This is a genomic window from Planktothrix sp., from assembly GCF_046067725.1.
Lineage (GTDB): Bacteria > Cyanobacteriota > Cyanobacteriia > Cyanobacteriales > Microcoleaceae > Planktothrix.
In genome coordinates this window covers 1-12,705 of the sequence record NZ_JBJUDF010000001.1, presented here as the reverse complement: position 1 = coordinate 12,705, position 12,705 = coordinate 1, and the positions used below count along the sequence as shown (strand labels likewise).

General features: G+C 37.9%; 13 protein-coding genes. 5 read left to right on the top strand and 8 right to left on the bottom strand.

Translation table 11 applies throughout. The annotated features are described in order from the left end of the window. Positions 1-246: 246 nt before the first annotated feature. On the bottom strand, positions 247-1,002 hold the full coding sequence (gene cobA / locus ACKPEB_RS00065) for a uroporphyrinogen-III C-methyltransferase (RefSeq protein ID WP_408962714.1): 756 nt from the start codon (positions 1,000-1,002) through the stop codon (positions 247-249). A 457-nt stretch (positions 1,003-1,459) separates the two neighbouring features. After that, on the bottom strand, positions 1,460-4,324 hold the full coding sequence (locus ACKPEB_RS00060; RefSeq protein WP_408962713.1) for a glycerol-3-phosphate acyltransferase: 2,865 nt from the start codon (positions 4,322-4,324) through the stop codon (positions 1,460-1,462). Between the two features lie 183 nt (positions 4,325-4,507). Here ACKPEB_RS00060 and psb35 point away from each other — a divergent pair, with 183 nt between their 5' ends. Next, positions 4,508-4,678, top strand: coding sequence for a photosystem II assembly protein Psb35 (psb35, locus tag ACKPEB_RS00055; RefSeq protein WP_408962712.1), 171 nt, complete (start codon positions 4,508-4,510; stop codon positions 4,676-4,678). 221 nt (positions 4,679-4,899) lie between these two features. Here psb35 and ACKPEB_RS00050 read toward each other — a convergent pair whose 3' ends face one another. The 4 genes from ACKPEB_RS00050 to ACKPEB_RS00035 form a co-directional block, all read right to left on the bottom strand. After that, complete coding sequence (locus ACKPEB_RS00050) at positions 4,900-5,658, bottom strand: DUF2993 domain-containing protein (protein ID WP_408962711.1); 759 nt, start codon at positions 5,656-5,658, stop codon at positions 4,900-4,902. 261 nt (positions 5,659-5,919) lie between these two features. Next, positions 5,920-6,477 (bottom strand): Uma2 family endonuclease, encoded by a 558-nt coding sequence (locus ACKPEB_RS00045; protein WP_408962710.1) that lies wholly within the window; start codon positions 6,475-6,477, stop codon positions 5,920-5,922. A 96-nt stretch (positions 6,478-6,573) separates the two neighbouring features. Beyond that, entirely contained in the window at positions 6,574-7,164 is a 591-nt protein-coding gene (locus tag ACKPEB_RS00040; protein ID WP_408962709.1) for a pentapeptide repeat-containing protein, read from the bottom strand. 28 nt (positions 7,165-7,192) lie between these two features. Further along, positions 7,193-8,608, bottom strand: a complete 1,416-nt coding sequence (locus ACKPEB_RS00035) for a DICT sensory domain-containing protein (protein WP_408962708.1) — start codon at positions 8,606-8,608, stop codon at positions 7,193-7,195. 375 nt (positions 8,609-8,983) lie between these two features. On the opposite strand from ACKPEB_RS00035, the gene ACKPEB_RS00030 reads away from it, so the two are divergent. Continuing rightward, positions 8,984-9,772, top strand: coding sequence for a calcium-binding protein (locus ACKPEB_RS00030; protein WP_408962707.1), 789 nt, complete (start codon positions 8,984-8,986; stop codon positions 9,770-9,772). A 1-nt stretch (position 9,773) separates the two neighbouring features. Here the strand turns inward: ACKPEB_RS00030 and ACKPEB_RS00025 are convergent, their stop codons facing one another. Further along, on the bottom strand, positions 9,774-10,703 hold the full coding sequence (locus tag ACKPEB_RS00025) for a sensor histidine kinase (RefSeq protein WP_408962706.1): 930 nt from the start codon (positions 10,701-10,703) through the stop codon (positions 9,774-9,776). A 327-nt stretch (positions 10,704-11,030) separates the two neighbouring features. Beyond that, complete coding sequence (locus ACKPEB_RS00020) at positions 11,031-11,318, bottom strand: hypothetical protein (RefSeq protein ID WP_408962705.1); 288 nt, start codon at positions 11,316-11,318, stop codon at positions 11,031-11,033. Positions 11,319-11,670: 352 nt separating this feature from the next. On the opposite strand from ACKPEB_RS00020, the gene ACKPEB_RS00015 reads away from it, so the two are divergent. Genes ACKPEB_RS00015 through ACKPEB_RS00005 form a run of 3 tightly spaced genes read left to right on the top strand, consistent with a single transcriptional unit; the run spans position 11,671 to position 12,464 of the window. Beyond that, positions 11,671-11,919 carry a hypothetical protein gene (locus ACKPEB_RS00015; RefSeq protein WP_408962704.1) on the top strand — a complete coding sequence of 83 codons (249 nt, stop codon included), beginning with the start codon at positions 11,671-11,673 and terminating at the stop codon, positions 11,917-11,919. After that, entirely contained in the window at positions 11,912-12,277 is a 366-nt protein-coding gene (locus ACKPEB_RS00010) for a type II toxin-antitoxin system RelE family toxin (RefSeq protein WP_408962703.1), read from the top strand. The genes ACKPEB_RS00015 and ACKPEB_RS00010 overlap by 8 nt, the downstream gene beginning before the upstream one ends. After that, the gene (locus tag ACKPEB_RS00005) at positions 12,270-12,464 is read left to right on the top strand and encodes a hypothetical protein (protein WP_408962702.1); all 195 of its coding nucleotides are present in this window, start codon (positions 12,270-12,272) and stop codon (positions 12,462-12,464) included. Before ACKPEB_RS00010 ends, ACKPEB_RS00005 begins: the two co-directional genes overlap by 8 nt. Positions 12,465-12,705: the final 241 nt, after the last annotated feature.

Here is a 12,705-nt window from a genome sequence, read left to right as displayed (position 1 = left end):
GGTTTAACCCCGACCCAACAGGAAATTTTGGAACGTTTAAAAGCGGGGGAAACCTTAGAAACCATTGCAAAAGCTTTAAAGGTTAAAGTCACTCAAATTCAAACTGAATGGACAAAGATGTATTTAAAAGCTCAAGATCTTCGGAATCAATCCTGAACATAAAAGCCGATATTCTGATTAAGATATTTCTCCTTTTTTGAGGTAGGATGGATGAGATGAAAGGGTAACAAAAAAGCTATTTCGAGTCTACAAATTCAAACGAGATTTAAAATTCACAACGGAACCAATTACAGCGATCGCAGGGGCTTCAAAACCGGTTTCTTCTACTTTTTGAACAATGGTTTCTAAGGTTGCAATTAACTCTTCTTGATCCGGTCGAGTTCCCCAACGAATTAACGCCACAGGGGTTTCTGGGGACTGTCCAGCCTGAGTTAACTGTTGAATAATATAAGGTAAATTGTGAACTCCCATATAAATTACGATGGTTTCTGAACCTTTAGCGATCGCTTCCCAATTCACAGAAGGTCGATATTTTCCGGCGGTTTCATGACCCGTTACAAAGGTAATAGATGAACTATGATCTCGATGGGTTAAAGGAATTCCTGCATAAGCTGGTGCTGCAATTCCTGAAGTAATTCCGGGCACAACTTCAACCGGAACACCCGCTTGAATTAAATCTTCCATTTCTTCACCACCGCGACCAAAAATAAACGGATCTCCTCCTTTTAACCGCACTACAATGGCATGATTTTGAGCCTTTTCTATTAACAGTTGAGTGGTTTCTTCTTGTAATAATGAGTGTCGTCCTCGTCGTTTTCCCGCATGAATTTTTTCCGCTTGAGGGTTAATTAACTCTAAGATTTGAGGACTAACTAAAGCATCATAAATGACGACATCTGCAAATTCTAATAAGGTTTTTCCTTTAATGGTTAATAAGCCGGGATCTCCTGGCCCTGCACCAACAAGATAGACTTTACCTAAACAGTGTTGAGATTGATTCATAGTCACTTTACTCAAATCTTAGTTCGTTGAAAAGAAAGTTAAATACATTAACCGTATGTTTCGAGGCGATGGGTTTGCTCTGTTGTTCAATTACCGATAACCCCTGGGATGATTTTATCTACTGATTTAACACAATCTTATAATATAAATCTGTAATCAATGATAACTTTTTTCACAGGAGCAATTTTTGGTGCGTGAAAGAACAGGATAGAAGGGGAGAAAACCAGAACCTGCAAGGAGGATTTTCTCGACTTATCAATTTTTTAATCGGTTCCGGTTCAGCAATAATACCTCAAGTATTCTAGTTCCTCAAAGAGAATAAGTATACAATAATACGGAAGGGTAGCACTATTGTCAACAAGCCCCATCTTTTGTTAGTAATAAAATAGGTGATCATAGGGCATCAGCATAGTTATCGGCTTTTTCTCTCTTGTTTCTTGTGTATTTCATTCCTTCTTTATTCTCTACCCTCCAAAATTTCAACAGTTCCTTGATAACCATCAACGCGCACTCGCTGACCGTCTTTTAAATAAGTCGTTGCACCTTGAATATTCATTACCGCAGGGATACCATATTCCCGCGCGATAATTGCACCATGAGAAAGTTGTCCACCAACTTCAGAAATAATGGCTTTTGCTGTTAATAAAATCGGCGACCATCCGGCATCGGTGTAGGGAACAACCAGAATTTTATCCTCGGTTTGATCAATAATATTGGTTAAACTACGACAAATTTTTACGATTCCTTCCACCGTCCCAATACTAGCAGGAATTCCTTGTAAAATTGCAGCATTTTGAATAGTTTGTAACCGAGGTTTTGGTAAAATATTACCATAAACAACGGGGGGAACGGTGCGACCGCTATCTTCTTCAAAAATTTTCCGACGTTGATGAACTTTAGGAATAAAATCCGGTTCAGTATTCTGTTCTATCCAAGCTTTGACTTCATCCCATTCTAAATAAAAAATATCTCCCGAATTTTCTAATAGTCTCTGAGTAATAGCTTGGGATTCTATTGCCAAGATTGTCCATCGTAAATGCGCTAAAAGTTTCCCATAAACTTCAGCAATTTTGCTTTTGGTTAACGTGCGTTCATAACATTGAGCTTGTCGCCATTGTTCCCATCGATTTAAATTAGAAACGCTTAAATTTTCCATGCGGTAGTTTGTATTTCTAACGATTTTAAATAGCATTTCTTTGAATATTTCTGGTTGTTCTAACCAATTGGGAACTGAAATATCTGTTCCCACTTCACTTAAATAGCCGTAGGTTTGTAACCAAGTTTCAAATTTTTGATAAAATTGCTGATTTTCTGTTAGTTTTTGTTCAAAAGATTGATGAGTAATGGGTTCGGTTTTTGTAAAGGTTTCTCTAATTTGATCTGCTAGAGTTTGTAACGCTTGCATTGAGGCTACTTCTGGGGCGGTATGGGTGGGTATCCAAGCATCAGAAACTTTAAATAGAGTTCGACGAATGGCTAACCCAATGGGAGCAATAATATTATAGTAAGTGGCTGATTTTAATGTTGTTTGTATAGTTTCAGCTTGTTCTAAGAGTTGAGTTAAAGTTAGAGATTCGAGGGATTGATGAGATTCTAACTGTTGTAATGTCGGTAAAAATAGCTGTTCTAAATCTTGTTGAAAATCTTGATCTAAATGTCGTTCTCGTTGAATGAGTCGCCATAAACCAGGTAATGAAGGGAAGAGTTTACGAAGGGGAGGTTTTCCCATTTTTTGTCCTCTTACTAAAAACTCTAACCCCTGTTTCGGTAATCCCATTAACGTAAAGATTTCTCCTAATAAAGTAGCGTTAAAATAGGCGTGAGAACCGAATAAGGTAGCCGTTTGTTTAAAATCTAAATGGGAAACTTTTTTTCCTAAAACTAAGGTGAAGAGTTCACCCCAAATGCCACAGGTTAAGGGGCGATTAATTGACCAGGTTAAGGGAGGAATGACCCCAGGAATCACTTCTGCGGCGATGGTTCTTGTCCAAATAGGGTGTAAATTAGTAATGGGACGAGTTTGCAAAATCCACACTTTGACTCCATCCCAAGACCATTCAATATCTTGGGGGATACCTTGATAAAAAGTTTCGATGTCTTGGGCGAGTTTAACTAATTCTAAAATTACTGTTTTGGGTAAAATTGTCGGAAGTTTTAATTGCTCAATGGGGGTATTAATTTCGATTTCTAAATGGACGGGAGTAAATTGACCGCCAACCACCAATTCGGCGCCTCCTTGTAAGGCTTCAATAATAATTTGTGAACCGCCATCTAAGGGGTTACGAGTAAACATGACGCCTGCAACTTCACTGGCTAAATAAGGTTGAATTAATACGGCAATTCCAGCATCAGGAAGGTGTTGATTTTGACGATAGGAAATCGCTTCAGGCGTCCAATAAGATTGACGACATTGAATAATGGCAGGTTGTAATTCTGCTGGAGAATAAATAGGGCCAATAGTTTGATATTGTCCTGCTGCTGATGAAATATTACTATCTTCTCCCAAGGCGGAAGAACGTACAATTAAGGGATAATTGGTTAATTGGATTGGTTTTTTAAAAGGAATATTAATATCTTCTAAATGGTTAATAGCAGGTAAAACCCACCCTAACGGAACTTTAAAGCCTGCCCGTTTTAATTCACTTAATCGGGTTGCTTTTTCACCACATTGTTGAATATCGAGTTTATCTTTTAAGTTAAAAACTTGTTGTTTCATATACAATCCTACATCATCTTTTTGAGATAAATTAATCATTACTAATTCAAAAGCCAACACCAAAACTGCAATTAATTCCCAAGGAGATAAGGGAGGATATTGAGGGTGTTGATGCCAAAACCAGACCCAAAATACTGCACTTAAACATCCTAGCCGGGATGCCCAAAGTCGAGATGCAGATTTAGAAATCGGTAATAATAAATAGCTAAAACGCCAGATTAATAATCCTGTAATTCCGCTACTGATAGCAATGATTGGAGAATACACTAATATTCCCCAAGTTGCATTGGTAACGCCTCCTCCTTTCGCAATAAAATATCGTCCTGCGACTAATAAAATTAAACTAACAATTTGCCAAACCGGAGCATTTGGGAATAAAATATTGGCAGCAATAACCGGAACAATTCCCCGTGCGATTTCGAGGATCACAGCGACAATTCCCGCTTGTTTTCCGCCTAAATAAAATGCAGCCGAGACGCTAATATTTCCCGTTCCTAATTGCGATAATTTTTTTCCTGATAATAGTTGCACCACCCAACCCGTTAAAGGTAATGTTCCTAAACTCAAGCTACCGACTAACAGGAAGATGAGAACCCAAAAAGGCATGATCAAGATTCTCCTGTAAGGAAATTGGAAGATTACCCCACTCATTGATTGAAGGGGTTGGTTTACAGATGGACAACCCTTTGCCAGAGGTGGCTTTCGCTCTGGAAATTATGTTAATATTTTAATTAACGAAAAATGAAATGATCGTTAAGCTATCATTAAATTCAGGAAAAAATCGCCATTATGCAAAGTAATACTCTTTGGATTCCCATTGCTGTACTCATCGTCGGATTTATTGCGGCGGTCAGTATTGGATCAATTGCTTGGTACAATTCCAAACGTCCCCCCGGTTGGGAAGATAAAGAAAGACCGGACTATGTTCCTCAAGTTAATGCAGAGGATGACAATAATTAAATCCAAAATTAATAGGTTAATTTGGGTTGACAATTCTCTGAATTAAAAGTGACTTTGCAGAGTAATTGTGATTGGTTTATCCTTACTTCTTTCAGCTAATCCAGATCGTTTCGAGATGAAAGTCGGGAAGAACGGTTGCTTTTCCCGACTTCAAATTCAAACCGATTTGATTTAACAACTCTCCTCCGTCAATCAGATTTTAACGGTCAATAAACAACGATTTAGCTTTTTTTCCCTTTCGGAAATTGGTTGATCTGGGCTGACCCATAAAAAATCAGAGAATTGTTTTGAATTCGGAGTCGATCTACCCTTAATTGGGTTCCATCTAAAGCGAATTTGTCAAGATCTAATAAATCATTAACATGGTTGACTAAAGCTTGACTCAGGTTAATGGCTTCCTGATTTCCGCTATATTGAACATCGACAAATCGGATTTTTTGACGGTCTTGCACCTCCACTTGAGTTGTAAAATCAACTTGAACAGGTTCCTGTGAATTTCCCAGGAGAATTTCTGATTGAATTCGCAGGGCTTTTTCAGGGGTAATGGTCATTAAAGTTTTCGTAAACTTTAAGGGTTCTCCCTGATATTGAAGGCGCTGAAGTTTTTCGACCACAAACGGGGTATTAAAGGAGTCCGTTAAGTCTTCCTCGGTTAACACCACCCGCAGACTCGCTTGAGTGGGTTGTCGTAACTTCACTTGACCTGTAAAAATGGCGCTGAAATCAATAGACACCGCTTGCACATAGAGTTCCATGACAGCAATACGGAGGCCATTGTACATCAGCATCCCGTTTCCGATGAAATCAAAACCATCGACGCTTCCCTGCAATAGCTTGGCTACAGGTTCCGCCCGAACGTTGGCTTCAATTTTTTCAGAACGCTTGAACAAAGCCGCGATCGCAGTCCCGACAACCTTGCTGACGAGGCGATCGCCACTTTGAGTCTGAAAAGAAGTGCTTCCAAACAAAGCCTGTACCATTCCTATGCTCGCTAGCCGACTTCCCTATTATAACTTTTTATGAAGTTTTGTAAAAATTAGTAATGCTTATCGGAGAGATAGCTGAAAGTTAAACTACGGGTTATTTTTACCGGAAATGGTCAACCCGTGAGAATTCTTGAGCGCTTGTCCTTCCCTGATGGCAGCCTTGACCCCTATAACATTACCCCTGCTTTTAGCGATCACAGGCAACTCCCAGACTGAGAAGGCTTGGTCAATATAGCTTTCAAATCGAGTGACTGATTAAATAATCAACCATTCAAAAATTTGATTAACGGTTAACTTTAACTGAATTCCTGTTAAAATCGGTAAGGAAGTATCTCCTCGTAAAAGTTGTACCCGTTGGTCAGGCAATACAATTAAAACCGTTTCTTCATCGGGGTCAATTAACCATCCTAATTCCGTGCCATTTTGGGAACAATGCAGCAAATTTCCTAAAACTTTGGTTTGACTTTGTTCTGGGGATAAAATTTCAATTGACCAATCAGGATGAACCTCGAAGCGGTTAGCAATTCGCCCCGAAGATGTGCGAGGAATTCTTTCCCATCGGAATACAACAACATCAGGAACAATTGCATTTCCCCCAAAACTACAGCGTAATTCAGGAAACGCATAGGCAATTTTGTGAGGTTCAACAACGGCATTAATCACCTCGCAAAGTTTCCCTTGAATTAAACTATGTTCACCTTGGGGCATGGGTTTGGGTCTAATTTGACCATTAATAAATTCTTGGGCAGGTTTGGTTTCTGGTTGTTGCAGAAATTCCTCTAATGTTAACTTTGGAGTAGTCGTTTGAATCATCACTTTCAACCTAATTTTTGTTTTAATTCTGATACTTTATTACCCTTAAAGCAGGCACTCCTAGACAACATCATTAAAATCAATCCCTGTGTTCTATTAGAAATTCAATTGATTGCTTCCTAACGTTGTTCCTTCCAAACAAGCACCGTCTAAAATAACACCTAAAAATACAGTTTGTTCAAGAATGGCACAAAGTAAATTCGCGCGTTCTAAATTTGTTCCTCGAAGAATCGCACCGGATAAATTAGCTTCTTCTAAATCAGCTTGAGATAAATCTGCTCCTGATAAATTCGTATTTCTTAAATCCGCTTGACATAAAATTCCTTGGGATAAATTCACGCCGCGTAAATCAGCCCCTCTGAAATCAACCCCACTTAACTCTAAATTTCCACAGGTTGCTCCCGTTAAAAATGCGCCGATAAAACTCGCTTCTTGTAGTTCTGCATTGATCAGAATTGCGCCTCTTAAGTCGGCATTTCTGAGGTCTGCTCCTTGCAAATTAGCCCCGGATAAATCAGCCCCTCTTAAGTTAGCTCGAAGTTGAGCACCGGATAAATTAGCACCGGATAAATTGACCTCAGCTAAATGGGCTCCTGATAAATTCACACCGGATAAATTAATATTACTGAGGTCTTTAATCGTTCCTCGCTTAATAGCATTGAGATCAACAGATGGGGATTGAGTCATAGTGATAAAAAGTGATGATTTAAACCTGTTAAACTTTAGATTCTTTTTGGGATTTTGATTTAGAGCTTAACGCTTCCTCTAACCAGACGTTGGGTAATTGACTGGGTTGAGTTGGCAATTGCATTAACCCAATTTCAGCTAATTTTACAACATTTTTCAAGGATTCAACTAATGCCGGGTCAAACCGAGTTCCACTCAACTCCTGACATTTTTCGATGGCTTCTGTTAAGCTGTGGGCGTGACGTTTTCCTCTGGAGTGAGTTAAGCTTTGGAAATAAGCGACTAACCCTAAAATTCGAGCTTTAATATTAATTTCTTCTGCTTTTTGTCCATCAGGTTTTCCACTGCCATCCCAATATTCTAACTGATGAGCGACGACATCTCGAACGATTCCTAATTCTGGCATTGACTCTAATAATCTTGCCCCAATTAAAGCGCGTTCTGACCAAAACTTTCGAGTTGCATCATCCATTTCTTCTGGACTTTGAGTAAACACTTCATCCGGTGCAGAAGATAACCCAATGCGATATAATAATCCAGCTAATCGTAACCGCCTTAACGTTACCGTAGGTAGATCTAAAATTTGTCCAATTGTTTCTGATAATGCGGCGACTTGTAAGGAAGCACAAGGGTTATTTTGATCTCGTTCATCAATCCGTTGTGCCATTCTTAAGAATGCTTGTAATTTATTAGCCGTAATATTACGACTGACTCGTTTAGCTTGTCCTTCTAATTCCCAAAATTCTCGATTTTGACGATTAATGGTAATCAGTTCTTGTTGAGAAGATTGTAAATAACTGACAATTCGAGACACGACTCCAGTTAAGTCAGAAACTTGATGATAAGGTGTTGCTATAATTTCCTGATGTTGTTGCAATAAACGGTCTGCTAATTCAGCATTATAGGGTCGAAAACGCTCAATTAAAATTCGGGCAGATTCCCGAACTAATTTTTGATCAAATGTCCATAAACCGTAAAATTTACGTTCTGTATCAAGGTTAGGTTTGTTATGAGCCGGATATTCATCAGGCATTAATTCATGACACAATACCATTGAGGTATAACTGGGAGCTAGAATAATTAAATTCCACTCCATCACCAAACTATCAGACGGGTCTAAATTAACTAAAGAAACATTGTCTAATTGTCCAGTTCGATGAGTTGAAAATCCACTATCTCCAACGGCACTAATGACAACATGGCGGCAAGATTGAACAATCTCAAAATAACGATCGGCTTCTTGAAGATACCATTTTCCCTGCTGAAATGTGACTAAGACTAGAGGTTGTTGCTCGGTGGCTGCATCACTATTTTGCAAAATGTGATCTTCGAGTGCATGACATAACGCAACTAGCGTATTCTTGAAATAGACACCATAGCTAGAAGGCAGTTGACCATCTGGAAGGGAGGCTTTAAGCTGATTGAGCGTGGATTCTGGATTCATTGGCAAACGCGAGTCCCGACTATTCCTTAAATCTTAACATCTATTTGTCCAGCATATTCTTGCTGCCTAACCTCACCTAAACAGAGAAAAATAGGAAAAGCCAAATAAAATTGATCATTTAGAAAAATTTATGCAAATTTTGAGTTAACAATAATGTTAATTATATCGGCATTTAAACCCGATATTGTCACTTCAATTAAACCCGAACTAAAACCCTAACCTGTTTTCGGTTTTCAGTTTCTGATTTTGTGAATCTAAGGGGGAACTTATATCACTTACAGCTTGTTGCCATTTTCACTTTTTTTGTAGTAGGATAATTGGTACTTTTGAAACAGAGTGATTTCTTTCAGCTTCATTACCCAGGAGATTGGATTTATGACCCTGCAACCAAATTTTTCATCCCCATCTAACCTTCAACCTGTCGAAATGTCCACAGGGAGTACAACCTCCTTAGTTGGAGTTAATAAAATTACAATTACCAATAAAGATGTTAATAGAAAAGGTGAATATATTGGAACAACTGGCCCCGATTATATTGAAGTTGATCCCTTGATTGCACCTTTTGAATTTATAATTTATGGCTTAGAAGAAGCAGATACCCTATCAGGTGGGGCTGGAAATGATAGTTTATTTGGAGGGAAAGGAAATGATTCTTTAATCGGTTTAAATAGTAATGATATTATCCAAGGAAATTTAGGTAAAGATTATATTAATGGGGGAAATGGAGATGATTCTGTTTATGGAGGACAAGGAAATGATACCCTTTTAGGTTCAGCCGGAAATGATTCTCTTGCGGGTGATAAAGGAGTGAATCAGTTAACAGGAGGATTCGGAATTGATCACTTTGCAGTTCGTTCAATTGAGTCAGAAAATACAGGTTCAGCATCGGGTTTTATTCCCCAAAATGCGGATGTTATTACAGATTTTACCCCAGGAGAAGATGTCATTGTTGTTAGTGGTGTTCCTTCCTTTGCTCAACTGAATTTAATCTCAATTACCCCTCAAGCGGTGAAAGGATTATTTCCAAGTATTGAGCGCACCCTGGGTGGAGGAACGTTAATTGAAGTTCAAGCGACGGGTCAAATTATTGGATTTTTAGAAAATATTGAACCGCAACAATTATTAACCTCTTCCTTTCTCTTTTACCCCACTTCTTTAGGGTAGTTTATGCGGTAAAATCTAAACTGCTTGTTTCTTCATCACTTAAAGGTAAAAAGATTTCAACGATTGTTCCTTGATTTTTACCGGGACTGGTTAAGAAAATTTTACCTCCCATCATTTCCAGTAAATTTTTTGAAATGACCAATCCTAATCCGGTACTTCCTAATGCTTGGATTCGGCTTTCATCTTCAACAACAAACGGTTGAAATAATTTTTCTTGAATTTGAGGTGAAATCCCGATTCCAGTATCTTTAATAATAATAACAGCCATTTCTTCACTATCTTGAGTTTTAGAATGAGGAATGGAGCGAATTTCAGTGTTAATTGAAATACTCCCTCGGTCTGTAAATTTAATAGCATTCCCGATAATATTAATCAAAACTTGTTTAAGTTTGGTTGGATCTGCTTTAACTTGAATGCGGTGAGGATAGTCTTGTTTATAGAGTTGTAATCCTTTTTGACGAATATTAGAAAACTGTAAATAGATGGCTGCTGTTAAACTGGCGTGTAAATCAATCGTCTTAATATCAAATGAAACTCGACCTTCTTCAATTCGCGCTAAATCTAAAACTTGATTGATTAATGTTAATAAATGTAGAGAAGAATGATGAGCTTGTTGTAGAAGCTCTCGTTCTTCCTCGTCATCATCACATAAATCATCTAATAAGATTTGTAAGGAACCAATAATCCCATTCATTGGCGTTCTTAACTCATGGGATGTTTGTCTAAGGAAATCATCCTTTCGATGATTCATCTGCTGTAAAAGTTTATTTTTAGCTTCAACGGAACTATATTTTTCCTGTGCTATTTTAAGTTCTTGTTTTAGATTATCTGTTTCTCGCTGAAATGTTTCTTTCGTCGTCTGCAATAACCTCTCTAAAGAAGCTTTTTCCTGTTTGAACTGTTGCAAATTTTGATAATAAATCCAAGCCATTACAAAACTGAACAAAGCCACGAATACGGAAACAATCGGTATGAACACTGTAAATACCGAAACACTTTGAGCAACATAAGCAATCAGCCCCAATACTATCAAACCTATGATAGCAATTGATACTACTTGCCTGAGTGTTCTTGATTGTCTGAGCTTTTGCCCCATAATTTATTACACCCGTCAGCCGCTCCAAAGGTTTAATTTCAGCGACCTTGAAACTTACTTTTCTATTCTATGTGACAAATTCCCAAGCGTAACCGATCCTGATCCGCTTGAAATTTCCCTTGATCTGAATTGAGAGAGGAATTTCTGGATCTTGATTGCCAATCATCGCGTCGATGTTAGATTTCGGCTGCTGTAGTCGGGACAGTTGATAGCGGCTTCAGATAAGGCGATTTTCGGTTGGACTGGACATTTGAGGTGATAGTTCCCTGTAAAGAAAACACAATCAGCACAGGGAATCTGGTGCATTTTTTTGGTTTGTCGCACCGTATCCTGAATAGCAGCACCCAAACTCCAAACTATCACAATCAAGAATCCCCAAGCCAAAACAAGGCAAATCGGCACAAAAAAGGGTTGAACAATCTGAATTAGGATTTGTAACAGTTCCAACATGATGCTCCTCCTTCCAGGGTTTATTTTAAACTTGATCGTAACCGAAGGGAAGGCGTTCAACAGAAGTTGCTCAAAAAAGTTAATTTATAGGAAATAAAAAATGCAGCCAAGGGGAACAAGCAACAGGAAATTGGAAACAGGAAAAATGTAAAAGTTATGATACCGTACCTGAAAATCAAGTATCAGTCGCAAATATTCAGAAGTTTATATAGTTTTAGAACATTGGGAATATTTCAAATATTAATATTCATTGAAATTAGATTTTTAAAGAGCGATCACATTTTATTTTTGACTCTAATTAACTACAATCTGCTATGATAAAATTAGCTTAACCCTTTATGGAGATTTGATCATGCAAGCATTTGAAGTTATGGGAACCGTTGATGAAAACGGACAATTAATTTTAGATCATCACCTTGATATTAATACACCGAGTCGGGTGAAAGTGATTGTTTTAGTTTCTCCCCAGGATGAATCTGAATCTAATCCTGATGATACCCCTGTGGAAGACATTAAAGCCAGTTTAAGACGAGCGTTACACGAAATGAAAACAGGACAAACCCGACCTTTATCTGAATTATGGGAGAGAATCGATGACTAATAATCATTCTCCTGCAATTTCTATCAGATTTGCCAATGAATTTGAAAATGAGTTATATCGGTTATCAAAAAAATATCGCAGAATTCGTGCTGATGTTGAACCGATTATTATAGAATTACAAAAGGGTAATTTCTTGGGCGATCGCTTACAAGGATTTGGGATCAATTATTTTATTTACAAAGTCAGGGTTAAAAATAGTAATATTCAAAAAGGCAAAAGCGGAGGTTATCGGTTAATTTATTGTGTTGAATCTCCAACTTCTGTTTTACTGTTAACGATTTACAGTAAATCTGAACAGGAAGATATTGGCGTTAATCAGATTAATTCTATTTTAGATGAATTTTATGGAGATGAATAAACCTCCATTACAAACAGAAACCGGGTTTCTTCGAGAAACCCGGTTTCTAAGAAGCGATCGCATTTTTCCCCCATGTCAAATCTCCCACTCTCCTTCCAACAAGCGATCGCACTGTTCACTAAATCTTATTGATGAAGCTCAAGAAATTGAAACTATTATTAATCAAGAATTGAATTACTTAATATAAGTAAATTTTTGATTTCTTCTATAGTAAAAGGTGGATTTTTTCTATGTATCATAGCATGACAATTTGGACATACTGGACGCAGATCTTTAATAGGATCAACTTATCTAGCTTATAAATTTTCATTTTTAACTCATCCAAGAACTCAACCTTTATCAAACCCACTCATCCGACAACAACCTGCCTTGAATGGGTTCATATTCATCCTCTAATAACCACAATTTAGCGGTTTCATAATCTTCAG

Bases quoted from the DNA above. Each gene is read 5' to 3' on its own strand.
- ACKPEB_RS00015 (WP_408962704.1), top strand. From the start codon at position 11,671: ATGCAAGCATTTGAAGTTATGGGAACCGTTGATGAAAACGGACAATTA.
- ACKPEB_RS00050 (WP_408962711.1), bottom strand. From the start codon at position 5,658: ATGGTACAGGCTTTGTTTGGAAGCACTTCTTTTCAGACTCAAAGTGGC.
- ACKPEB_RS00005 (WP_408962702.1), top strand. From the start codon at position 12,270: ATGAATAAACCTCCATTACAAACAGAAACCGGGTTTCTTCGAGAAACC.
- ACKPEB_RS00035 (WP_408962708.1), bottom strand. From the start codon at position 8,608: ATGAATCCAGAATCCACGCTCAATCAGCTTAAAGCCTCCCTTCCAGAT.
- ACKPEB_RS00025 (WP_408962706.1), bottom strand. From the start codon at position 10,703: ATGGCTTGGATTTATTATCAAAATTTGCAACAGTTCAAACAGGAAAAA.
- ACKPEB_RS00020 (WP_408962705.1), bottom strand. From the start codon at position 11,318: ATGTTGGAACTGTTACAAATCCTAATTCAGATTGTTCAACCCTTTTTT.
- cobA (WP_408962714.1), bottom strand. From the start codon at position 1,002: ATGAATCAATCTCAACACTGTTTAGGTAAAGTCTATCTTGTTGGTGCA.
- ACKPEB_RS00010 (WP_408962703.1), top strand. From the start codon at position 11,912: ATGACTAATAATCATTCTCCTGCAATTTCTATCAGATTTGCCAATGAA.
- ACKPEB_RS00030 (WP_408962707.1), top strand. From the start codon at position 8,984: ATGACCCTGCAACCAAATTTTTCATCCCCATCTAACCTTCAACCTGTC.
- ACKPEB_RS00040 (WP_408962709.1), bottom strand. From the start codon at position 7,164: ATGACTCAATCCCCATCTGTTGATCTCAATGCTATTAAGCGAGGAACG.
- ACKPEB_RS00060 (WP_408962713.1), bottom strand. From the start codon at position 4,324: ATGCCTTTTTGGGTTCTCATCTTCCTGTTAGTCGGTAGCTTGAGTTTA.
- ACKPEB_RS00045 (WP_408962710.1), bottom strand. From the start codon at position 6,477: ATGATTCAAACGACTACTCCAAAGTTAACATTAGAGGAATTTCTGCAA.
- psb35 (WP_408962712.1), top strand. From the start codon at position 4,508: ATGCAAAGTAATACTCTTTGGATTCCCATTGCTGTACTCATCGTCGGA.